At 44.4% G+C, this 22,348-nt stretch carries 22 protein-coding genes; 9 read left to right on the top strand and 13 right to left on the bottom strand.

The genetic code is table 11. The features are described from left to right. Positions 1–31 precede the first annotated feature (31 nt). On the bottom strand, positions 32–946 hold the full coding sequence (locus ABD744_RS18860; RefSeq protein ID WP_344800126.1) for a lysophospholipid acyltransferase family protein: 915 nt from the start codon (positions 944–946) through the stop codon (positions 32–34). A gap of 312 nt (positions 947–1,258) precedes the next feature. Between ABD744_RS18860 and ABD744_RS18855 the strand changes: the two genes are divergently transcribed. Further along, the gene (locus tag ABD744_RS18855) at positions 1,259–2,254 is read left to right on the top strand and encodes a porin (RefSeq protein WP_344800125.1); all 996 of its coding nucleotides are present in this window, start codon (positions 1,259–1,261) and stop codon (positions 2,252–2,254) included. Positions 2,255–2,411: 157 nt separating this feature from the next. After that, a complete protein-coding gene (locus tag ABD744_RS18850; RefSeq protein ID WP_344800124.1) occupies positions 2,412–3,140 on the top strand; it encodes an MlaA family lipoprotein in 729 nt (242 codons plus the stop codon). Between the two features lie 42 nt (positions 3,141–3,182). Here ABD744_RS18850 and ABD744_RS18845 read toward each other — a convergent pair whose 3' ends face one another. Beyond that, entirely contained in the window at positions 3,183–3,479 is a 297-nt protein-coding gene (locus tag ABD744_RS18845) for a PilZ domain-containing protein (RefSeq protein WP_344800123.1), read from the bottom strand. Between the two features lie 303 nt (positions 3,480–3,782). On the opposite strand from ABD744_RS18845, the gene ABD744_RS18840 reads away from it, so the two are divergent. The 4 genes from ABD744_RS18840 to ABD744_RS18825 are packed head-to-tail and all read left to right on the top strand — an operon-like array spanning position 3,783 to position 6,829. Further along, entirely contained in the window at positions 3,783–4,967 is a 1,185-nt protein-coding gene (locus ABD744_RS18840; RefSeq protein ID WP_344800122.1) for a response regulator, read from the top strand. Position 4,968: 1 nt separating this feature from the next. Beyond that, complete coding sequence (locus tag ABD744_RS18835; RefSeq protein WP_344800121.1) at positions 4,969–5,463, top strand: STAS domain-containing protein; 495 nt, start codon at positions 4,969–4,971, stop codon at positions 5,461–5,463. Between the two features lie 17 nt (positions 5,464–5,480). Next, entirely contained in the window at positions 5,481–6,509 is a 1,029-nt protein-coding gene (locus ABD744_RS18830; RefSeq protein ID WP_344800120.1) for an NAD(P)H-dependent glycerol-3-phosphate dehydrogenase, read from the top strand. Further along, positions 6,509–6,829 (top strand): DUF4389 domain-containing protein, encoded by a 321-nt coding sequence (locus ABD744_RS18825; protein ID WP_344800119.1) that lies wholly within the window; start codon positions 6,509–6,511, stop codon positions 6,827–6,829. Before ABD744_RS18830 ends, ABD744_RS18825 begins: the two co-directional genes overlap by 1 nt. Before the next feature lie 72 nt (positions 6,830–6,901). Here the strand turns inward: ABD744_RS18825 and ABD744_RS18820 are convergent, their stop codons facing one another. Then, a complete protein-coding gene (locus tag ABD744_RS18820; RefSeq protein WP_344800118.1) occupies positions 6,902–8,866 on the bottom strand; it encodes a transglycosylase SLT domain-containing protein in 1,965 nt (654 codons plus the stop codon). Positions 8,867–9,146: 280 nt separating this feature from the next. Between ABD744_RS18820 and ABD744_RS18815 the strand changes: the two genes are divergently transcribed. After that, positions 9,147–11,054 carry an ATP-binding cassette domain-containing protein gene (locus ABD744_RS18815; protein WP_344800117.1) on the top strand — a complete coding sequence of 636 codons (1,908 nt, stop codon included), beginning with the start codon at positions 9,147–9,149 and terminating at the stop codon, positions 11,052–11,054. A 148-nt stretch (positions 11,055–11,202) separates the two neighbouring features. Here the strand turns inward: ABD744_RS18815 and ABD744_RS18810 are convergent, their stop codons facing one another. Then, positions 11,203–11,796 carry a universal stress protein gene (locus tag ABD744_RS18810; protein ID WP_344800116.1) on the bottom strand — a complete coding sequence of 198 codons (594 nt, stop codon included), beginning with the start codon at positions 11,794–11,796 and terminating at the stop codon, positions 11,203–11,205. Positions 11,797–11,860: 64 nt separating this feature from the next. Here ABD744_RS18810 and ABD744_RS18805 point away from each other — a divergent pair, with 64 nt between their 5' ends. Together ABD744_RS18805 and ppnN are read left to right on the top strand one after the other, a co-directional pair. Continuing rightward, positions 11,861–12,430, top strand: a complete 570-nt coding sequence (locus ABD744_RS18805; protein ID WP_344800115.1) for a hypothetical protein — start codon at positions 11,861–11,863, stop codon at positions 12,428–12,430. Positions 12,431–12,464: 34 nt separating this feature from the next. Continuing rightward, positions 12,465–13,838 carry a nucleotide 5'-monophosphate nucleosidase PpnN gene (ppnN, locus tag ABD744_RS18800; RefSeq protein WP_344800114.1) on the top strand — a complete coding sequence of 458 codons (1,374 nt, stop codon included), beginning with the start codon at positions 12,465–12,467 and terminating at the stop codon, positions 13,836–13,838. A 68-nt stretch (positions 13,839–13,906) separates the two neighbouring features. On the opposite strand, the gene fnr is transcribed toward ppnN, so the two are convergent. The 9 genes from fnr to ccoO form a co-directional block, all read right to left on the bottom strand. Beyond that, positions 13,907–14,686, bottom strand: a complete 780-nt coding sequence (gene fnr / locus ABD744_RS18795; protein ID WP_344800113.1) for a fumarate/nitrate reduction transcriptional regulator Fnr — start codon at positions 14,684–14,686, stop codon at positions 13,907–13,909. A 149-nt stretch (positions 14,687–14,835) separates the two neighbouring features. After that, on the bottom strand, positions 14,836–15,759 hold the full coding sequence (locus ABD744_RS18790) for a sulfite exporter TauE/SafE family protein (RefSeq protein ID WP_344800112.1): 924 nt from the start codon (positions 15,757–15,759) through the stop codon (positions 14,836–14,838). A 33-nt stretch (positions 15,760–15,792) separates the two neighbouring features. Then, on the bottom strand, positions 15,793–15,975 hold the full coding sequence (ccoS, locus tag ABD744_RS18785; protein WP_344800111.1) for a cbb3-type cytochrome oxidase assembly protein CcoS: 183 nt from the start codon (positions 15,973–15,975) through the stop codon (positions 15,793–15,795). A 56-nt stretch (positions 15,976–16,031) separates the two neighbouring features. Further along, positions 16,032–18,419 carry a heavy metal translocating P-type ATPase gene (locus ABD744_RS18780; protein WP_344800110.1) on the bottom strand — a complete coding sequence of 796 codons (2,388 nt, stop codon included), beginning with the start codon at positions 18,417–18,419 and terminating at the stop codon, positions 16,032–16,034. Positions 18,420–18,502: 83 nt separating this feature from the next. Continuing rightward, positions 18,503–19,009 (bottom strand): FixH family protein, encoded by a 507-nt coding sequence (locus tag ABD744_RS18775; protein ID WP_344800109.1) that lies wholly within the window; start codon positions 19,007–19,009, stop codon positions 18,503–18,505. A gap of 69 nt (positions 19,010–19,078) precedes the next feature. Continuing rightward, a complete protein-coding gene (gene ccoG / locus ABD744_RS18770) occupies positions 19,079–20,503 on the bottom strand; it encodes a cytochrome c oxidase accessory protein CcoG (RefSeq protein WP_344800108.1) in 1,425 nt (474 codons plus the stop codon). Positions 20,504–20,627: 124 nt separating this feature from the next. After that, positions 20,628–21,533, bottom strand: a complete 906-nt coding sequence (ccoP, locus tag ABD744_RS18765; protein WP_344800107.1) for a cytochrome-c oxidase, cbb3-type subunit III — start codon at positions 21,531–21,533, stop codon at positions 20,628–20,630. A gap of 3 nt (positions 21,534–21,536) precedes the next feature. Next, entirely contained in the window at positions 21,537–21,707 is a 171-nt protein-coding gene (locus ABD744_RS18760) for a cbb3-type cytochrome oxidase subunit 3 (RefSeq protein ID WP_344800106.1), read from the bottom strand. Positions 21,708–21,732: 25 nt separating this feature from the next. Further along, positions 21,733–22,341, bottom strand: a complete 609-nt coding sequence (ccoO, locus tag ABD744_RS18755) for a cytochrome-c oxidase, cbb3-type subunit II (RefSeq protein WP_344800105.1) — start codon at positions 22,339–22,341, stop codon at positions 21,733–21,735. Positions 22,342–22,348 lie beyond the last annotated feature (7 nt).

Below are 22,348 nucleotides of genomic sequence, written 5' to 3'. Positions count from 1 at the left end.
TGGCTTTTCAGAAGGGATAGTTGCCTTTTATTTAGTAGAACGAAGGCTCGCCTTTTGGTCGTGTTTTAAATCGTTTATGCAACCATAGGTATTGGTCTGGATAACGACGAATGGCTTTTTCTAACTGTTCATTCCAGTCGTGGGCATCCTTTTCTTCATCTTGTCCGAATCCTTCAAGGATGGGAGAAAATGCAATTTCATACTGTCCATTTGGATGACGGAATTGACTTACCTGCATGACGGTTGCACCGGATTCTCTGGCGATCCAACTGGGTGTAGAAATGCAGCCTGTCTGAACACCAAAGAATGGAACAAAAATTTTCCCCTTGCTTCCAAAATCCTGGTCGGCCGCATACCAGACGGCGCCACCTTCTTTAATGTATTGAATCATGTCTTTCAGACGACGTTTATCAAACCCTTGAATGCCATAGTGGCGTCTACGGCCTCGTTCAATCATACGATCGATGACCGGGTTATCGTTTGGCCGGTACATGTAGCCTGGCTTGTCGAGTTGTGAGGCAAAAAATGGTAGGGCGATGTCGAAAATACTAAAGTGCCCGCCGAGCAACAAAACACCATTTCCTCTCTTTTTGGCTTCTTCTAAATGTTCCTGACCGGTAATTTTTAGGTTTTGAACATAAGGGTCAACGTTTTGCCACCACGAATGGGTGGTTTCAAGAAACCCTTTTGAGCAGGCAATAAATGTGTCTTCAACCAGCTGGGCTTGCTTACCTTCTGAGAGTTCAGGAAAGCAACCTGCAATGTTCTTGTTACCGACTTTGACCCGGCCTTTAAGTTTTTTATAACCGAAACGACCCAGTTTTGTTCCTAACGATTGCTTCCAGCTCATGGGTAAAAATGAGATGCAATAAAGTACAAAAACCATCATCCATGAGGGAATCAAAGCAGGGTGCCAAAGAGGTTTAAATTTATGCTTTTTAGCCATACAAGAACGTGTCCTGGAGAAAAGAATAGAGTCGGTCGTTATTTTTAGGAGGCTGATTCTATCGCTATTTATAGTTTGCTCCTAGTTAAAGTGTGTAAATTGGCGTGCTTAGTCCATGACAAAGAATTCTTTTTTAAGTTCCTTATTTCTGAAACATATATGTAATAAATTTTTTATTCTTCTGTAACATTAGTAGCTAAGAATACGCTTCATCGAATGAGCTTAGGCTCTTGCTCGACATTAAGACTAAGCACTTAAAACAAAGCACTTAAAAATTAAGCACTTAATATACTTATAATTGGGAAGCATAAAATGAAGCGTAAACTACTACCATTCGCAATCGCTGCTGCAGTAGCTGTTCCTGGTGTTGCTCTGGCGGATGCAACTATCTACGGTAAATTAAACGTATCTGTTCGTAATGTTGACTCTGGTGACACAGACACTTGGGAATTAGAAAGCCATGCCTCTCGTTTAGGTTTTAAAGGTGATGCAGAGTTGGATTATGGTTTAACTGCTATCTATCAGATGGAATATGAAATCTCTCCTGACCAGGAAGATGGCGGCGAATCTGACGATGTATTCAAACAGCGTGATATCTTTGTAGGTCTTAAGGGCGGTTTTGGTACCATTAAGTTGGGTAATATGGATACGCCACTTAAGAAAGCTCAGGGTAAAGTTGATTTGTTCAGCGATGTTGTTGATATGAACATTCTTTTGGATGGTGAAAACCGCCAGGACAACGCAATCAACTATACTTCTCCTAAGTTTGCTGATTTGTTTACTATCAACACTATGATCGAAGTGGGTGATGGCGCTACAGATGCGGATGGTAACGAACGCGACGGTATCGCTGAAGGTACTTCCATTGCAATCATGGCGGGTGACAAAAAGTACAAGAAGCAGCCCTTCTATGCTGCACTGGCGTATGACAATGACCTAACTGAAAACAAAGGCATCAGCACTATTCGTGCAGTAGCGGGCTATAAGCTGAATGATTTGACGTTGGGTGCTTTGTATCAGCAATCTGAAGGCGAGCTGGATTCAAACGAAGATTATGATGATGATGGCTTCTTGGTCAGTGCTGCATATAAGATTGATAAGATCACTTTGAAAGGTCAGTACATCAGTTCTGATCAAAGCGAAGATGCAAAGGGCTCTATTAAAGGTGAGGGTGGCGAACTTTTCACTTTGGGTGTTGACTATAAGCTAGGCAAGAAGACAAAAACTTACGTTTACTATGCTGATGGCGAAAATGACGGTGATGCAGAGTTGACTGCTTATGGCTTGGGTCTGGAACATAAGTTCTGATTCTCAGTCTAAAAGTTATAAGTTTAAGGGGCCTTTGGGTCCCTTTTTGCGTTTCTGAGAAATCAAAAGGTAAATTGAGACTTTTACTCTTGTAATCGTTAAGATCAATCGGTAGTTTTGTGCTCTGATCAGTAAAGTGAATGTTAAGGATAGAAGATTGAAAAAGTTGTTGTCACTGGCTCTTCTAAGTTTGTCATTGAATGTTTATTCAGATGACGGGAGCGATTCTGACCCATTGGAACCTTTGAACCGAGGTATTTTCTCATTCAATGAGTGGTTGGATACTTACATTGCCAAACCTGTAGCTGAAGGGTATCGATATGTGACACCTTCAGTGGTCGATTTGGGCATTACCAACTTTTTCAATAATTTGGGTGAGCTGGAAAATACCGCTAACAATCTTTTGCAGCTCAAGTTTACGGATGCCGGAGTCAGTGTTGTTCGATTCTCGTTGAACTCGACTGTGGGTTGGTTCGGTTTGGTGGATATTGCAACAGACGCCGGTATTAACGAGCGGGAAGAAGATTTCGGACAAACCATGGGTTACTGGGGAGTACCAAGCGGCCCGTACGTGATGCTGCCGTTTTTTGGCCCAAGTACAGTGAGAGACACGGCTGGTCGATTTGTTGATGGTTACGCTGATCCGATGAATTACGACCCTTTGAATGAAGAGTTTCACTGGGATGCCAGGCTTGGTATGAAAGGGTTAAACGCCGTGGATAAACGAGCAGATTTGTTGGCTGCAGAAAAGATTATTTTTGGTGATGACAAATATGTGTTTATACGGGACGCGTATTTACAAAGTCGCGAGTATAAAGTAAATGATGGACAGGTCGATGATCCATTCGCGGATTCGATGGATGATTTTGATGATTTACCAGAATAAATAAAAAAGGGCTCACAAGAGCCCTTTTTTATTGGATGTTAATCAGTTGATGTCTTCAATGATTACGCCGATTTCATACTGACCATCTTTCTCTATGCAGCGCATTGTTTTTACTTCTGCTTCGAGTGGCGGTAGATTTGGACGTGTAGAAGAGATAACTATATTAAACATAGAACCTTCAGTAACCGGCTCCGGAGACATAATCAACATGCCATTTCCACTTAAATCGAGACAGCGTGCTTTGATCAGTGCGCCTTCGTGTTTAAGAGTAATGGTGGCTGCTACATCCATTTGCATGCGGATGAAGTTTCTTTTTTCTTGGTAATCGCGAGCTAACATTAGCAATACCTCTGTTTCGGTATTTATTTTTATATCCATTTATATGTAACAGTTATACTGTTAGTTTAGCCTGCTGTAAAGAAAGGACAAAGTTTGGCTGATGAGCTGAACATACTTTTAATGATTTTGTGCATGACTAGTCATTTTGGCTGATGACTATGACAGCCCGTGATAGGGCGTTACACTGGGAATGAATATAAAAACGAAACTTGTCACCACGGGTCTTTCATTCAGGAACGTGCTTTACTCAGAGTAATATCTCACGTAATGAAAGTCGGGTAACTCCAGAGGAAAATCGAATAAATGGTAATGCCAGGGCGAATTTTAATTATTGATGATGATGAGGCGGTCAGGGAAAGTCTGGTCGCATATCTGGATGATAGCGGTTATCAGGTAACACAAGCAGTTGATGGTGAAAGTGGTCTGGCTTTATTTTCACAGGAACAGCCTGATATTGTTTTGTGTGATCTGAGAATGCCAAGGATGGACGGTTTGACTGTATTGTCCAAGGTTAAAGAATTGTCTCCGGATACGCCTGTTATCGTGGTTTCTGGCGCAGGCGTGATGACGGACGTGGTGCAGGCTATTCGATTAGGGGCGTCTGACTATATCGTAAAACCCGTTGTAGATATGGAAATCTTAGTTCACTCGGTCGAAAAGAACCTGGAACGACGAAAGTTGATTGACCAAAACCGGATTTACCGGGAAGAGCTTGAGTTAGCGAACCAAGAATTGAGAGAACGTGTTTCATTATTAAAGCAAGACCAAAAAGCCGGCAGACATATTCAGCAACGGATGTTACCAAGAGAAAAATACCAATCCGGACAATATCACATCGAACATAAATTGTTCCCCTCTCTGTATCTCAGCGGTGATTTTGTTGATTATTTCAGAATTACCGATGATAAAATTTTGCTGTACATGGCCGATGTCTCTGGTCATGGTGCATCATCAGCGTTTGTCACCGTTTTGCTTAAGAACTTAACTATTCGCTTGAGAAAGGCGTACAAGAAGAGTGATAAAGATGATATTCTCCAGCCAGCAAAAGTTCTGGAGAGAATCAATAAGGAACTGCTTGAAACCGGGATGGGAAAACACCTTACAATTTTTTACGGGGTGTTGGATATTTCAGAAAATTCATTGGTCTACAGTATAGGTGGCCATCTACCTTTGCCGATTATAAAACGCAACGGTAAGTGTGAATTTCTTTCCAATGACGGCGGATTTGCAGTAGGCTTATTTGAAGAAGCCGAGTTTAGCCAGCAGGTATTAACGGACCTTCCTGAGGATTTCGCTTTACTGACGTTCTCGGATGGTGTTTTGGAAATTCTTGGAAATATGAGTTTGGCTGAAAAAGAACAGATCTTACTTGACCTGCTAAACACTGGCATGAACAGTATTGAGCAAATATGTGAGCGCTTGAAGCTGAATGATATTCAAGAAGCGCCGGACGATATAGCAATTTTAAGTTTGACCCGCCGGATGTAACATGGAAAACGGTAGAATTCTTGTTTCGGAGAACAACGGTACCTACGTATTGAAATTTGTAGGGGATGTTCGACTTACTTTGTGTGCCACACTGGACGACTTTCTGGAGTCCATGTGCCAAAGTAGTTTACTCAATACCATTCTGATCGATTTGTCTGAAACGGAAGGCATCGACAGTACCTCTTTGGGATTGTTAGCTAAAATTTCCGTGCTTGCCCGAAAAAAGCATCAACTTACTCCCGTCATAATTTCTACCAATCAGGATATTACCCGTATTTTAGAAAGTATGGGTTTTGATAAAGTGTTTGTCATTCTTGATAGTCATACTTCCACTGTAGAGCAGCTCAGGGAGTTACCGATTGTTGAAGGTAATGAGGCCTTGGTGCATGCCAAAGTTCTGGAAGCACATAAAATTTTGATGGAAATGAACGAATCTAACAAAGAAACTTTCAGGGATTTGGTTTATACCCTGGAAGGGGATTGTAAGCACAATTAGAAAAAATAGGATGTTTCATGACTGAGTCAGTCAAAATTGCTGTCTTGGGTGGCGGCAGTTTCGGTACAGCAGTCGCTAACATTGCGGCGGAGAATGGATATCAGGTAAGTCAGTGGATGCGCAGCAAGGCTGCGGTTCAGGAAATCAAAAGCACTCGTTTAAACAGTCGGTATATGCCGGGCTATCAGCTCAGTCTGAACTTATTACCCACAACAGACTTAGCCGAAGCTGTGACGGGCGCAAGTATTGTTTTCGTTTCTATTCCCAGTAAATCGTTCCGCGATGTCGTCGCACGAATTAAACCCTTCACTAATGCAGAACAAATTTTTGTCAGTACCACCAAAGGCATTGAAGGCGAATCATTTAAATTAATGAGTGAGATAATTCAGGACGAGTTATCTACCGATAATGTAGGTGTTTTAAGTGGGCCGAACCTGGCTAAAGAAATCGCTAAGCGCCATTTGACTGCGTCAGTCATTGCTTCCACCAATGATGAACATTGCCAGCTCGTTCAGAAGGTATTAGGCAATGATTATTTCAGGGTCTATGCAAGTAATGACACTTACGGTGTAGAACTTGGTGGTGCGTTAAAGAATATCTACGCTATTATTTCAGGGTTGGCGGCGGCTCTTGGTTTGGGTGAAAACACCAAGAGTATGCTGATTACCCGCAGTTTGGCTGAAATGAGCCGTTTTGCTGTTCAATTGGGGGCAAACCCGATGACCTTCCTTGGCCTTTCAGGGGTGGGAGACTTAATTGTGACTTGTATGTCACCATTGAGTCGGAATTATCGAGTGGGCTTTGCTATTGGCGAAGGCAAAAATTTAGAACAGGCCGTAGATGAGTTAGGTGAAGTAGCTGAAGGGATTAACACGTTAAAAATCATTCGTGATAAATCCATTGAAATGGAAGTGTACATGCCGCTTGTTACCGGTCTTTATAAGGTTCTATTTGAAGGTGCGACAGTCAAGGAAGTGGCGAGAGGCCTGATGCTGGGCGCTCATAAACAGGATGTAGAATTTATTTTAAAGGATGGTACGCAGTAATGAACTTTGATGATCAGGCAAAACTTGAACAGAAGCTATTACGCTTGGTGTTTATGGTGTTATTTGTGTTTATATACAAAGTATTGGATATCGTGTTGTTGCTTATTGTTTTCGCACAGTACTTGTTTCATGCGATCACCGATAAGGACAATGAAACACTGCGACAGGTGGGGGATGGACTTAGTTGCTATTACTTTCAAATCTACCGCTATTTGACCTATAACAGCCACGAGAAGCCTTTTCCTTTCTCTGATTGGCCTACCGGTTCGCAGGATCTTGTTAAGACGCTGGAACCGGAAAATAAATCTGAAGAGTCTTAAACAAACTTTTTGATTTCTCGAAAAAGCCTTAACGTTAAGTTAAGGCTTTTTTGTTGGTAGTGTATAAATTGCTTAATCAGACGAAGCTACGATGGGAGTTTTAAGGCTGCTTTGGCTGTGTTTCCCTAGATATATCTTTTCATGGTTATAGAAAAGTTTTGGGTTCTTTTCCCCTAATTTATATTGGTAGATGGCATCGAATGCCAAGACATTCTTAACGTATCTACGTGTTTCATCGTAGGGGATTGTTTCTATCCAGGCGTCTATAGGCAGGGCAACCGAAGATTTGATCCAGCGGTCAACACGATGAGGACCAGCGTTGTAAGCAGCGGTAGCTAAGGCCCTGTTTTGTTTAAAGCGGTCATGCATCATAGAAAGGTAGCTGGAGCCCAGTTTGATGTTAAATTCAGGGTCGTAAAGGGAGTTTCCTTTGCTTTTTAAACCGATTTTTCGAGCGGTCTGCTTCGCCGTGGCAGGCATAAGTTGCATGAGGCCTCTGGCGCCAGCGCTTGACTTAGCATCCTCAAGGAAAGCACTTTCCTGTCGGGCGATGGCAAATAGCCAGGATGAGGGTAATTGCACTTTGGTGGCGGCCTTGCCGAAAGATTTTTCATAAGGCATGGGGAATCGTATGGATAAATCATTCCAGTGGTTTGCATCAATCACCGCCCGTATGGCTCTGTTATGCCAACCCCAATCATTAGCAACCCGTGCAAGTGCCATCAGCCCTTTTTGATCCAGCTTTTTCACCGCAAACTGCCATTCGCGGTGAGCTTTGGTCGAATGGCCAATGGCTAAGAGCTCTTTTGCGCGCGTTATTTCAGGTAAACTCTGGATGCGCTTGTGTGTGTCCTGCGTGATCGGCACCGGTACGTTTGTTAGAGTCAGAGACTTACCGAGAACTTCTGCGGCCAGAAATCCATAATAAGAACGCTTTTTAGAAAGTTTAACAAACTGCTGTTTTTCGACCTGACTTGGTTTGATGTTTTGCTTTAATGCGGCTTTATATTTCCAGTAATACCAGTCATCGTCCATCTGGCCGGTTTTTTCAAGTTCATTAATCCAGCGAGACACCGATGGCCAATCACGGTTGTGCAGACTGACGCGAATTTGCCACTCAAGGATGTTTTCTGAGTCGTATTCAGAACTTAATGAGGCTAACAGCTGAGATGCGTTTTTATTGTATTGACGCGCCAGGCCGAGATAAATTCTTTGTTCTACCTGGTGAATGGTGGCTGGTGCAAAATTAAAGCGGTTTCTGTGCTTTTTCCAATAGGCTAAAGCCGCATCTGGTTTTCTTCGAATCCTGCGTTTAACACCATGCACGATTGCATCTTTCATGTAAGGATTTGCGCTTGGGAAGCGCTTCGTGCTGGACAGAATGCCCGGATTTTTATGCGCCCAAATCATCATATTAGCGGCTTTTTTCTGATCTCCTTTCAGGAAATTAGAAGAGTAGCTCGCTAAGGACGTTCTGCCTTTTTTTAGTGCCAGCTTGACACGCTCATAGGCGTAATCCTGCTTGAAATAACTGGATTTCAGCCAAACTTTGAAAAGGGGATCACAGGCTTTGGGCGCAGAGCGACCTACCACCCACATTTCTCGTGCGCCTTGCAGTGCTTGTGTTTTTTTACCTGTTTTATAAAGTGCTCTGAGGTAATTGCACTTCAACTGTCGTGAAAACAATTGGCTGTCGTAGTTGTCGAGAAGACTTTGCCATTGACCTTTTGAGGAATAACTGAGAAGCCATTCAAGTTTTAGTCGATGGCTAAGTGATTGATCCGGATATTTTTTCAGAAACGCCTGAATCGCTTTGGTATCCTCGTATTGATCAAAGCGGATACGTTCGTATTCAAGGTATGGACTGAGTACATAGTCGGATAAGGAGTGGCTTAGCTTATCGAAAATTTCAAGTTGGCCTTCATTTAATGCATCCAGTGCATCAATGTAATTTTGTTGGGTACTGTTGAGTTTTGCCAACAATTGCGTTGGCAGAAACGTTATAATGACAAGAAATAGAACACGTAGTTTCAACATGGTTTTGCCGTAATTTGTAACTGATGACAGAAGACTACATACTTGTCCGCCAGCACTTAGTTTAAATTTAAATTAGTCTGGAAATTCTAAGATTAAAGCGAATTTTTCGTTTGGCAAGGCCATTTGTCATTAAATATTAACTATCGAAGCTATCTTGTTGATTTTAATGTGTTTCAATTTGTATCTGAGTATAGGCTTTTGTAAGAGATGAGTCATTGTTACTAGATTGCTACCTTGAGCGAATTGTGAGCTCATCACGACATTGAGAATATAGGGTGTTATGAATTTATTGCAGTTAGACCAAGTTTGTTTGGCTTACGGAGATAAACCGTTGTTGGAGGATGCCTCTCTGACGATCAATAAAGGCGAAAGAGTTGCGATTATTGGTCGAAATGGCCAAGGAAAGTCGTCTTTGTTGAAGTTGGTCGCCGGCGATCAGTTACCGGATAGCGGTATGGTTATCCGTAACGACGGTTTGAAGATTGGTGTATTGCAGCAGGACTTGCCTGATGCGGATGATGAGACGGTTTATAAGGTAGTTGCTGGAGGCTTGTCGGACGTTGGCCAACTCATTGCTGAATATCATGAGCTGACGCATAACCCGGACGCAGATCTGGACCACCTGGCCCGTGTTCAAAGTGCCATCGAAGCCAATGAGGGTTGGTCACTCGAGCAAAAAGTCGATCAGATCATTAAAAAACTGAATTTGCCTGAAGATAAAAAGATGTCCGAATTGTCGGGTGGTTGGCGTCGACGTGTGGTGCTTGGCCGGGCATTGGTTTCAGAGCCTGATTTATTATTGCTGGATGAGCCGACCAACCACTTGGACATTTTGGCGATTGAATGGTTGGAGCAACAGCTGAAGCAGTTTGAAGGCAGCATATTATTGATCACTCACGATAGGAGTTTTCTGAAAAACGTTGCCAATCGTATTCTGGAGTTGGACCGGGGCAATCTGACGAGCTGGGACTGCACTTATGAAGAGTACCTGGTTCGTAAGGCGGACTGGTTAGCGGCAGAAGAAAAACACTGGCACGAATTTGACCGCAAGCTGGCACAAGAGGAAAAATGGATCAGGCAGGGCATTAAGGCGCGAAGAACCCGCAATGAAGGTCGGGTAAGAGCGCTGAAAGCCATGAGAAATGAGCGCAGTGAACGTAGAAACCGCGTTGGTAAGGCGTCATTTTCGATTTCTTCAGCCGATCGTTCTGGCAAATTGGTGGCGGAGATGGAAGGCGTTTGTCATTCCTATGGTGACCAAAAAATATTTGATAATTTCAACTTTCTTTTAATGCGAGGGGATCGAGTTGGCTTAATTGGCCCCAATGGCGTAGGAAAAAGTACTCTGTTGAAAGCATTACTTGGTCAAATGGCGCCGGATTCAGGTTCCGTTCGAATTGGCACCAAAATGGAAGTGGCTTACTTTGAACAGCTTCGTAGTCAATTAGAACTTGAAAAATCGGTGATTGATAATGTTTCAGAAGGCCGGGACAGCATTACCATTGGTGGTCAGTCTAAGCATATTATTGGTTACCTGGGTGATTTTCTGTTTACTCCGGAACGGGCAAGAACGCCTGTTAAAGCACTTTCCGGGGGTGAAAAAAACCGGGTTCTGTTGGCGCGTTTATTCAGTCAGCCTGCCAATGTTCTGGTGTTGGACGAACCGACCAATGACCTCGATATGGAAACGCTGGAGCTGCTGGAAGAACTTCTGATGGAATTTGACGGTACGATTCTTTTGGTCAGTCACGATCGTTCGTTCTTAGACAATGTGGTCAGTAACTCGTTGGTATTCCACGGAAATGGCAAGATTGAGGAATTGGTCGGCGGTTTTACTGATTGGCAGCGATCAGGGGGGAAATTTAAACACCTTGACTCCGGTAAGTCAGATAAGACGAAAACGCCGGTTGAGTCAGAAGCGGTGGTTAAAAATAATGTACCTGACAAAGCAAAACCCAAAAAATTAAGTTATAAAATTCAGCGGGAATTGGATGAGTTACCTGATCGGTTAGCAGCGCAAGAAACGTTGGTCGAAGCTTTGCAGGAAGAAGTGGCGGCCGCTGATTTCTATCAAAAAGACCATGAATACGTAACCGCCAAGCTGGAAGAAATGTCCAAGGCAGAGCAAACGCTGGAAGACATGATGGAGCGTTGGGTGGAACTGGAGGCCATGGCCGGCGGTGAATAAGCGGCTAAAAGACTGAGTGAGCGTTATACATTTCACTCAGTCTTTTTTGGATTCACTTCAGAACAAGTCTGGGTTAATTTAGCTGACGTGATTGATCTGAAGTGGTCCATTTGAGCGACTAAAAGCGTAAGTCTTTGGTTCTGAGTGGTTATATCCTTACAGCCAGTACGTCGTATTCAGCGTGGTGAATCACGTCTGATGCATGAGACCCTAACAGTAGTGCCAAACCGTGGCGGCCATGACTGCCAACAATCACAAGATCCGCTCCAATCTCTTTTGCTTTGCGGTGAACTTCTGAGTTAACCGAACCTACCACGACGTCCATCTCGACGGTTTCAAGTTCTGTCTTTTCAATGAGTTTTTTCAGGTTTTGTTTTGCATGATCAATCAGTTGATCCTGGACCTCAATGACATCAAATGGGATATCGCCACCAAAAGCAAATGCAAAGGGCTCTATGGTGTGCAGAACATGAACTTTGGAGTCAAAAGCGGTGATGAATCTCTTTGCCGGCTCTATGACTTTTTCCGATTCGTCCGATAAATCAATGGCTAATAAGATTGTGTTATAACTGGACATACAGGTATCCTCAATGAACTCCAGTGTCTGATTCGATGAATTCGACATTAATTCATTCAATTCTTCGAAACCAAGAGAATTTAACTTATTTCTAAGTAGACCATCCAATGTGTCTATGATTCTATTATTGAAGTAAGTGTTTAATGTTTCAACTTCGAGTTTCACCTGAATTCTCGATCTTTACCCTGAGTTAGATCAATTTAGTTGTTTTTCAAAGGTACGGTTAATTATGCAAGTGTGGATGGTAGTAACGTTAATGGCGGCTTTGATGGTTGTTGGATCAATCATGTGGATTATGCCTTCAAAGCATGACAGAAGAATCGCGAAACTTCGGCAGCAAGCGATTGTCTCAGGCATTAAAGTCAAATTAATGAAATATCCAGTCATTAATGTATCTGGCAGGGTAGAAGAAAACTGCCATGAAGGGGCCTCATACAGCTTTGTGGATGTACCGCTCAAAGGCGTAAAAACCGGCTGGATGCTGATACGAAGTGATGATCAGTCCGAACCATTGGACGGGGTGAATGAAAATAAACCCATAGATGGTTGGGGCTGGTACATAAAGCAAGATGAACTTCAGGAAGAAATAATAGCCCACATAATGCAGTTAACTTCAAAATATTCGGAATCACTTTTTGCTGTTTCCATTATGGCCCGCTCAATTTCCATTGGGTGGAGTGAAGCAGGTAACCAACAGGACCTGGATGATTTTAAAGTATGGGCTGCAACGTTAGCTGACTTAATGAATAAGCACTTTGTGAAAGAAGGTGATCATCAAGGCTTAGATGAGATCGACTAAACTTAATATTGGATGTACTGGCAAGGAGAGCATTATGCCGTCAGAAGTAATTGATTATTCGGTGCTTTCACCCGTTGGTAGTGTGGATGTTTTGTCCATGAACGAGGTGAATACACTCAGTGGTTTAAACAAAGGAAAAATGTACGAAATATTCCGCCGATGTGCGTTGGCGGTCATGAACAGCGGTATTGATAATGACGATATAGAACAGCTTGAAAATCAATATCGCGATTTTGATATCAATATTGTGCCCCAGGCGAGAGGCGCGTGTCTGGAAGTTCAGAATGCACCTGCAAGAGCATTCGTAGATGGAAAAATGATTCAAGGGGTGAAAGAGAATTTATATTCGGTCTTGAGAGATATCATTTACCTGAGTACTCAGCTTGATTTGGACGAGTTAGGTCAGGAAGGCAATGGGGCTCAAATTACAGAGGCTGTTTTTCATACTCTAAGGCAAGCCAATGCGCTAAAAGCTCGGATGGACCCGAACATTATCGTTTGTTGGGGAGGACACTCCATTGGCAGTGTTGAGTATGATTACACCAAAGAAGTGGGTTATCAGTTGGGCCTGAGGGGGTTTGATATTTGCACCGGTTGTGGTCCGGGCGCGATGAAGGGGCCGATGAAGGGCGCAAACGTGGCCCATGTGAAGCAAAGAATCCGCACCCCGAGGTACATAGGTCTTACGGAACCGGGCATCATTGCAGCAGAATCGCCAAACCCGATTGTGAACGAGCTGATCATCATGCCGGACATTGAAAAGCGTCTGGAGGCGTTCATTCGTTTGGGCCACGGGATTGTTGTGTTTCCTGGTGGCGCCGGTACGGCTGAAGAAATTTTGTATTTACTCGGCGTGCTGATGGGCAGTGATCACGGACAAGCGTTTCCTGTGTATTTTACGGCCCCCAAAGAGTCTGCGGATTACTTTATTGAAATCGATGAGTTTATTGGCAGTACGTTAGGGCCTGAAGCCCAGAAGCTATATGAAATTATTATTGCTGATCCTGAGCAGTTAGCAATTACTTTAAATGAAAGAATGACTGAGGTGAAAGAGCACCGGAAGTCCATTCAGGATGCATTTTACTTTAATTGGTTACTGAAGATTAATGAGGTATTTCAGGAGCCTTTTGTGCCGACTCATAAAACTATGTCCGAATTGGATTTGCATATGGATCAACCTCCGTATCAGTTGGCATCACAGCTACGGCGGGCAATGTCGGGTATTGTTGCGGGTAATGTAAAAGAACAGGGCATTGCTGAAATACACAAGCACGGTCCCTTTAAATTGCACGGTGATAAAGTATTGATGCAAAAGCTGGATAAGTTATTAAAATCTTTTGTTCGGCAGAAGCGGATGAAGTTGCCGGGCAGCAAGTACGTTCCTTGCTATGAAGTAATTACTGACTGAATTTGAGAGGAACGCAATTTAAAATATAAGCCCGAAAGGGCTTATATTTTTGTCGTTATCAACAGGCTTTAACTGGCGGATTTACTGCCGCAAGGTCTTTGTACGCTGTCTTGCAAGTCAGCAAGTTCGTAAAGTGTGTCCATATCCAGCAATTCGATGTCTCTGCTGCTGTCAATGAATCTCAGGATTTCCTGCTGTTGGAATTTACTGAAAATACGGCTAATGGTTTCAACCGCTAACCCCAGGAAGTTACCGAGATCGTTTCGGGACATGGTTAATCTGAAACGCGTTGCAGAGTAGCCTCGGCGATGAAAACGCTCAGAGAGGGAAACCAAGAACGTAGCTAAACGCTGATCTGAGGTTTTTTTGCTCAGAAGCAGCATCATTTGCTGATCTTCAGATATTTCCTGACTCATGCTGTGAAGAATCTGGTCTCTCAGCTCTGGTAAGTCGTCTGCCAGTGCGTCTAAGCTGTCGTATGGAATGTCACAAACGGTCGTTGTCTCAAGGGCAACGGTCGAGATTGGATACTTCTTCTTAAATAAGCCGTTTAAACCGATCAGCTCACCGGCAAAGTGGAAGCCAACAATCTGCTCCTCTCCGGATGGGCTGGTAACAAAGCTTTTTACACTGCCTGATCGGATTGCTAAAACCGATTGAAAATCATCGCCTTGTCGCCAGATGGTGTGACTTTTCTGGAAGGGTCTGCCGCGTTTGATGATGGCATCTAATCGGTCGACGTCGTGCCCGTCCAGCGAAATAGGAAGGCACAATGAACTTAGAGTACAATCCTGGCAGCTAACGGCCGTTCCACAGCTTTTGACTGAATTTAAGGTTTTTTGTGACATCTTCTGTATCTTCTTTAAGAATTTTTGAGTTTTATATCACATGCGAGTAAACCAATAAAGCACTTAAATAGTGCAAGGATATTTCATCGGCTTACAAATCAAATAATTAGTGATTCTAAATTATAACCATTTGGTCGTTTTTTGCGACGTTAATGATTCATTTTCGAATGATCCATCTTAGAGTGATCAACCTGGCTCTCTTGCATGCCATGATCCATGTTTGAGTGATCCATTTCTGAATGATCCATGCTGGAATGATCGATCGTGCCAGTTGATTCCGAGTGGTTCATATTAGAATGGTCAATCGTGTCATTTGGATTACCATGATTCATATTCGAATGATCTCCGGTTGAATGACCTCCGGCCGAATGATCCATACCCGCATGATTTCCATGTCCAAAGATGTGTTGGCTGTTACCAAAAATAATCCACACGCCCATCAGTATCATAAGTATAGCAGCCACATACCTGACACTTTGATTTCGAATGAAACTCGTCAGCTGTGAAGCGAGCATTCCGGTTAAAAGCATGGTCGGTAAAGTACCCAAGCCAAAAGCAAACATGATCGAGGCTGAACCCATGACCGTTGGGCTGGCTGAAGCAAGAACTAAGGTGCTGTAAACCAGGCCGCACGGAAGCCATCCCCAAAGTAAGCCAAGCATCAGTGCTTTGGGTGGATTGGATGGCGGCAAAAACGGTTTGGTCAGAGGTGAAATAAACTTCCAAATAAACTGGCCAACTTTTTCAATGGAGGTAATCGCACGAGACCAGTCTGCAACGTATAACCCCATAAGGATGATAAAGACCCCTGCGATGATTCTGAGTACCATGCCTATCATCGGGTTGATGTCGGTAAAGAAGGTGCTGATTAAACCAATCAGAACCCCGGCAAGGGTGTAGCTGATAATTCTTCCGCTATTAAAACTCAGTGATAAAGCCAGGCGATTTTTGATCGAACCTTTTGTGTTGACGCCGAAAGCGCCGGTGATTCCGCCACACATGCCGATGCAGTGTGCACCGCCTAAAAGTCCGACTAAAAAAGCTGCTGCAAAAGAAAGTGTATCTGGGGTCATATAGGTAAGATCAGGCAATAATGGATTGGAGGGTTATTTTTTCTGCGTAGGTTTTGCATCATCAGGAAGGAGTTCGTCGTCGTCATCAAACAGAATTTTATGTGCTGGTGATTCAAGGTCATCAAACTGACCGCTCTTAATGTTCCACACCAAGGCGATAACAGCGATGCTTAAAAAAATAATCGAAATAGGGATCAGGAATAAAATACTGTCCACTTGAAACCTCTTAACGCGCGATTAGCATTGATTGAGTTGCCTTGAGCTTCGTTGGTTTAAATATTACGAAGCCTAACGGCATTAAGTACTACCACCAGAGAGCTGGTGGACATACCTATCGCGGCAGCCCAGGGTGGAATGTAACCTGTGGCGGCCAGCGGTAAAGCAATCAGATTATACAATAAAGCCCACGATAAATTCTGTTTAATTACTTTTCTGCACTTAACGGCTATTTCAAATGCTTTGGATATGGCTGTCAGTTTTCCGTTCATGAGCACCATATCCGATTTGGTTTTGGCTAAATCTGTTGCTTCGCTCATTGCAATGGATACGCCTGCTGAAGCTAATACAGGAATGTCATTAATGCCATCACCAATCATGAGCGTTTTTTTATTTTGAGCGTGCAGCTCATTTAACTTGTCGAGTTTCTCTTGCGGAGATAAGCCCGAGTGGATGTTAGGTATTTGGAGTTTGTCACCTATGATCTTTGCCGCTTGAGAGCGATCACCGGTCAGCATATGAACCTGAAGATTACGTTCGGTCATTTCTGTCACTGCCTGGATGGCATCTTCTCGTTCGGTGTCTTCTACTTTGAACCAAGCCAGCGGTTGTTCGTGGTTGGCCAGTATGACCCAATGGTTGGAGTCTGGCGATTTTACTTCGGATGAATTCAGTTGTTGTGCAATGAACTCTGCATGGCCGATATGATAGGTTTCTGAGTCAATCACCCCGGATAAGCCGCCACCTGGCGTGATAACTACGTCTGTGGCTGGGCTGGTTGAACTTGGGAATGCTCTGGCAATAGGGTGTTCTGAAAGGGCTTCAAGATTCGCCGCTATATCCAAGGCTTCTTCTTTACTCAATTGATCGACGGTTGTTACATCCGCAATGGTGAGCTTACCTTGGGTGAGCGTTCCGGTTTTATCGAACAACACATCGGTGGTGGTTGGTAGCGTTTCCAGTACGTGTGTGCTGGTGATCACCAGACCTGAGCGTTTAAGGGAGGAAGTTGCTGCGGTAATAGCCGTTGGTGTGGCCAGCGAAAGCGCACAGGGGCAGGTAACCACAAGCACGGATAAGGCGATCCAAAAGGCTTTATCCGGGTCGATAAACATCCAGCATCCCCAAACAGTGACGGCCGTAATCAAGACCGCAGCGACAAACCGGCTGGCGATGGTGTCAGCAATTCTGGCAATGCGGGGCTTTGAAGACTCCGCTTTGTTCATCAGCTCAACAACGAGGTTTAAGGTATTTTGGTGGCCGATTTTAATGATCTCAACGACTAAAGGATGGTCCAGGCAAACGGTACCACCTAAGACTTCATCGCCAATGGTTTTAGAGACGGGCAGGTATTCACCCGTTAATGCCGATTCATCCAGATCCGCCGTGCCTTCGATGACGCGAGCGTCAGACGGCACGGTATGCCCGGGCTTGATCAGCACTTGATCGCCTAGTTTAATTTGCTCTGTGGAGGTTATCTGATATTCGCCATCTTTATAAACCAGTGTGGTGTTTGGGAGTAAACCAATTAACTCATTACTGGCTTGGGAATTTTGATGTCGGGCTTTCATTTCAAAAAAGCGACCTAACAACAAAAAGAAGGTAAACATACAAACCGAATCAAAGTAGACCTCACCGGTTCCCTTGAATGTGGCCCAGATGCTGGCAGAGAAGGCGAGAGCTATGGCAATGGACACCGGTACATCCATCGTTAAGTGACGGGTTTTGAGGTCGCGAAACGAGGCTTGGAAAAACGGAAATGAAGAATAAAGCACAACGGGCGTTGTTAGGAATAAACTGGCCCATCGGATAAAAGACTCGTAGGACTGATCAATGCCCGTGTAGTGACCAAAATATAAGGCATTGGCCATCATCATCACCTGCATCATGCCGATACCTGCAATTCCTAAGCGAGCCAAGGCAGTGTGATTCTCTTTTTGCTGTTGTTGAGCGGCCCGGTTGGCTTTCCAGGGTTCGGCATGATAGCCAATGGCATCAATGGCGTAAAAGATTTCACTCAACTTGATGTCTTGAGTGTTCCAGCTGATGGTGGCTCTGTGGGTGGTCAGGTTAACCCGAACCTCTTCTATGCCGCTGAGGTGTTCCAGATGTTTTTCTATTAGCCAGACACAGGCTGCGCAGCTGATGCCTGAAATAAGTAAGGTCGCGGAGGCGATATTCTCGTTATAACTGCAAAAACGGGTTTGGACAGATTCTTCATCATACAGTGAATACTTCTCTTGAAGGCTTGCGTTATCCGATGCTTGCGGGGCGTTTTCCGTTCGGAAACGATAGTAATTACTCAGTCCTGCTCCAGAAATGGTCAGGGCAACCGCTTGGCAGCCAATGCAGCAGAATTCCCGTTCTTGCTGATCAATTTCGGAGGAGACGTTGATGTGTGACGGAATGGATTCGCCGCAATGGTAGCAAGGATTATCACTCATATACTGGGGTCTGGCTGTTAATAAAGGTCGCTGAACGCTGGCATCATGCGCCCCGACCTGATTGGGTCAGGGCTGGTATGGGATTAATTTGCTTTCAGTGTGATGGTGTCTTTTAGCGGGAATTGGAACTCATCCACTAAAACCCATATGTTGTTATCTGGGTCGGAGACACGAAGATAGCGCTTTTGCTGAACGGTTTGAGCAAGCTGACCAATGTAGCGGCCATTAATTTGATGTGTCAGATAGACAATCACATCCAAGTCGGATTTTACCGGGTGGATGATTTCCAGAAGTAATTTTTCAGGGTGGCTTTCTAAATCGCTTTTAAAATCTGCGACAAAGTCACCGGTGATGTCATCAAATTTAAGCGATATCTGAATGTTCTTTTCTTTGGCTGTGACTTCACGTTCGATGCGCTCATTGATGGCGAGGCCTTCTTTGGAGTAGTCATCTGTCACCAGGCCGTCTTGTACCTTAATGGAGATAGCCAACATGGTTAAACCTAGAACGACGGAAAGTATCAGGGGCGCCAACGTAAACCAAAGCCAAGGTTGGTTCCAGTTTCCAGTGTTTTCGTTCTGTTCTGTCATTTTTTTCTCTCAATTGGTTTGGGTATTCGTTTGGCCATCTGACAATCAAATCATCAGATGGTGCCATAATTATTGTCGTTTTCGTGGGCCCATGAAGCGGCTCTCACTTTCTGCATGGATTGCCTCATCCGACGCTGCCTGAACCTGAAAGAAAATCGGTTCGCTTCGGGAGTTTAATTTGCTCGCCGGGACAATGACGCTGATCGGAACCTGGCTGATTTCGCCGGACTTCAACTCAATGGTTGTGTTGCCTACGATGGACAGTTCGTCAAAACCGGAGGCGGTCAAAGTATAAACCTGGTCTTGCTGCGACTTGTTCATGACTCGGATGTTGTAACTGTTTTCAATGTCACCACGGAAATTTTCACGGAAGAGATTGGCGCCACGTCCTCGATCTACTTCAAGGTCAACCGGGATGAGGGTCAACAGTGCAAATAAAAGTCCGGCCATCATAGCAAGGAGAAGGGCAATGTAGCCAATAAAACGTGGTCTGAATAATTTCCAGTCGTTGCCTTCCAGTTGATGTTCGCTGGTATAGCTAATGAGGCCTCGCTCATAGCCCACTTTATCCATCACGCTGTCGCAGGCTTCGATACATTTGGCACAGCTAATGCATTCGTATTGAAGGCCGTCGCGAATATCAATGCCCACAGGGCAAACCTGAACACAAAGCGAGCAATCTACGCAATCGCCCAGGCCGAGTTCTTTAGGATCGGCTTTTTTCTTGCGTGGGCCTCTGTTTTCACCGCGCTTTTCATCGTACGAAACAATCAAAGTGTCTTTATCAAACATGACCGCCTGAAAACGTGCATACGGGCACATATATATGCAGACTTGTTCTCTTAGCCAGCCCGCATTTAAGTAAGTCATGACAGTGAAAAAAGCGATCCACAGCAGAGTGCCGGAATCGAGGTTAAACGTTACTAAGTCCAGAACCAGATCTCGGACGGGGGTAAAGTAGCCGATGAAGGTAATTGCGGTGGCCAAGCCTACTGCAATCCATAGGCTGTGCTTAACTAAGCGTAAGCCCAGTTTTTTCATGCTGAACGGTTGTTTGTCGAGCTTAATTCGGGCGTTGCGTTCGCCTTCCACCTTTTTTTCAATCCAAATAAAAATCCAGGACCAGACGCTTTGAGGGCAGGTGTAGCCACACCAGATACGGCCTGCAAACATGGTGACAGCAAATAGGCCGAAGGCGCAAATGACCAGCAGCATGGAAAGAAGAACGAGGTCCTGAGGCCAAAGCGTAATGGAAAATATATTAAACTGGCGATTAGGAATATCCCATAACACCGCCTGATGGCCGTTCCAGTTTATCCAGGAAGTTCCAAAAAAGAGAATGAACAAAAGCCAGCCGCCAATGACTCTGAATTTTGTGAAGCGACCATCAATGGATCGTACCTGAATTTTATCTCGACTTTGTACTGCGTCATCTCCGGTAAATTGGATGACCGGATCAGACTCGACATTCTTAGTAGGGATTTTGTTTCCCATGAGCGCCTCTTAGCTGTGCAGACTTATGCGGAGGGTATTATGTTGATCTAGTAGTCAATTGTATAGTTTAGTTATAAAAAATGCGGCCAGTTGGCCGCATTTTTCATCTAATGGCTGATGTAAATCAGTCGTTAGAAAGGCTGTAGATATAAGCAGCCAAAATGTGTACTTTTTGCTCACCTAATAGGTTTTCGTGAGCAGGCATCACACCAGTACGACCGTTACGGATCGTATGCTTGACGCGTTGTAAAGTACCGCCGTACAACCATGTGTTGTCCGTTAGGTTCGGAGCCCCCAATGCTTGAGTACCTGTACCGTCCTGGCCGTGACATGCTGCACAGTTAGTTGCAAACAAGTCTTTACCGCGAGCGGCAGACTCTTTATCGGCATCTTCACGGTTGCTTAGGGTAAGAACGTAGTTTGATACATCCGTTACGCCTTCTTCACCCAGAGATGCACCCCATGCAGGCATAACACCTTGGCGACCTGACATGATGGTCGTCTTGATTGTGTCACCCGCGCCGCCATACAACCAGTCGTTGTCTGTCAGGTTAGGGAAACCATAACCACCGCGAGCATCCTGACCGTGACAAACTGCACAGTTGTTCAGGAATAAGCGACGACCAATTTTTACTGCTTCTTCGTCTTTTGCCAGCTCTTCAACTGCAACGGCAGCGTGCTTTTCAAAGATAGGGCCGTATTTTTCCTGGTGAGCAACCTGGTCTGCCTCTAGGCGGGACAAGTTGCTGATGCCGGAAAGTCCTGGCCAGTTACCCATTGGGTAAACGGCAAGATAACCCAAGCCCCAAAAAATGGTGCCGTAAAACAACATCAACCACCATTTAGGCATAGGGTTGTCGTATTCCTCAATGCCATCAAAGGTGTGATGCATTTTGCGGTCAGGGGAGTCAGATCCCTTGATGGTCTTTGCAAAATGCAACAAGTATAAGAAGCTTAGAATTAGGCCAACACTGATGATAATTGTCCACCAGTGCCAAAATCCTGTTAGCGCAGTTGCTTCTTCTGCCATGGTTTACTCCTGATTCTTTCTTTCAGAAGGCGATGAATCATCGTCGATAAACGGAAGATTCGCCGCTTCATCAAATGGTTTTTTGCGTTTAGAACTGTACGCCCACAGTAAAATACCTGTGAATACAACGGCCATTAAAACCGTAGAGATGCTTCGTAAATCATTAATGTCCATCGTTCAGTCCTACTTTAAGTCAAAATTAACGCTTGCTTTTAAGTGCTGTACCCAGGTTTTGCAGGTAGGCAACCAAGGCATCGATCTCACGCTTGCCGCGTACATCAGAACGAGCATTGTCGATTTGCTCATCTGTATACGGAACGCCAAGTGCGCGAAGTGCTTCCAGTTTCTTACCAGTGTCATCACCCGTTAATTTGTTTTCAAACAACCATGGGAACGCAGGCATGTTTGAATCAGGAACAACATCACGTGGGTTGTACAGGTGAGCACGGTGCCATTCGTCACTGTACTTACCGCCTACACGGTGTAGATCAGGACCTGTACGCTTTGATCCCCATAGATGTGGGTGATCGTAAACGTATTCGCCTGCTACCGAGTAGTGGCCATAACGCTCAACTTCAGCACGCAGAGGACGAATCATCTGTGTGTGACAAACGTTACAACCTTCACGGATGTAGATGTCTTTACCTTCTTGCTGAAGGGCAGTCAAAGGCTTGAGGCCTTCAACTGGCTCTGTTGTTTCCTTGGCGAAGAAAAGAGGAACAATTTCCACCAATCCACCAAAACTGATACCGATTAAGGTAAGAACAATCATCAGACCGATGTTCTTTTCGACCGTTTCGTGTTGCATTATTTAC

The sequence above is a fragment of the Litoribacillus peritrichatus genome (assembly GCF_039537985.1).
In the GTDB taxonomy this organism is placed as follows: Bacteria; Pseudomonadota; Gammaproteobacteria; order Pseudomonadales; family Litoribrevibacteraceae; genus Litoribacillus; species Litoribacillus peritrichatus.
This window is presented reverse-complemented; position numbering and strand designations above follow the sequence as displayed.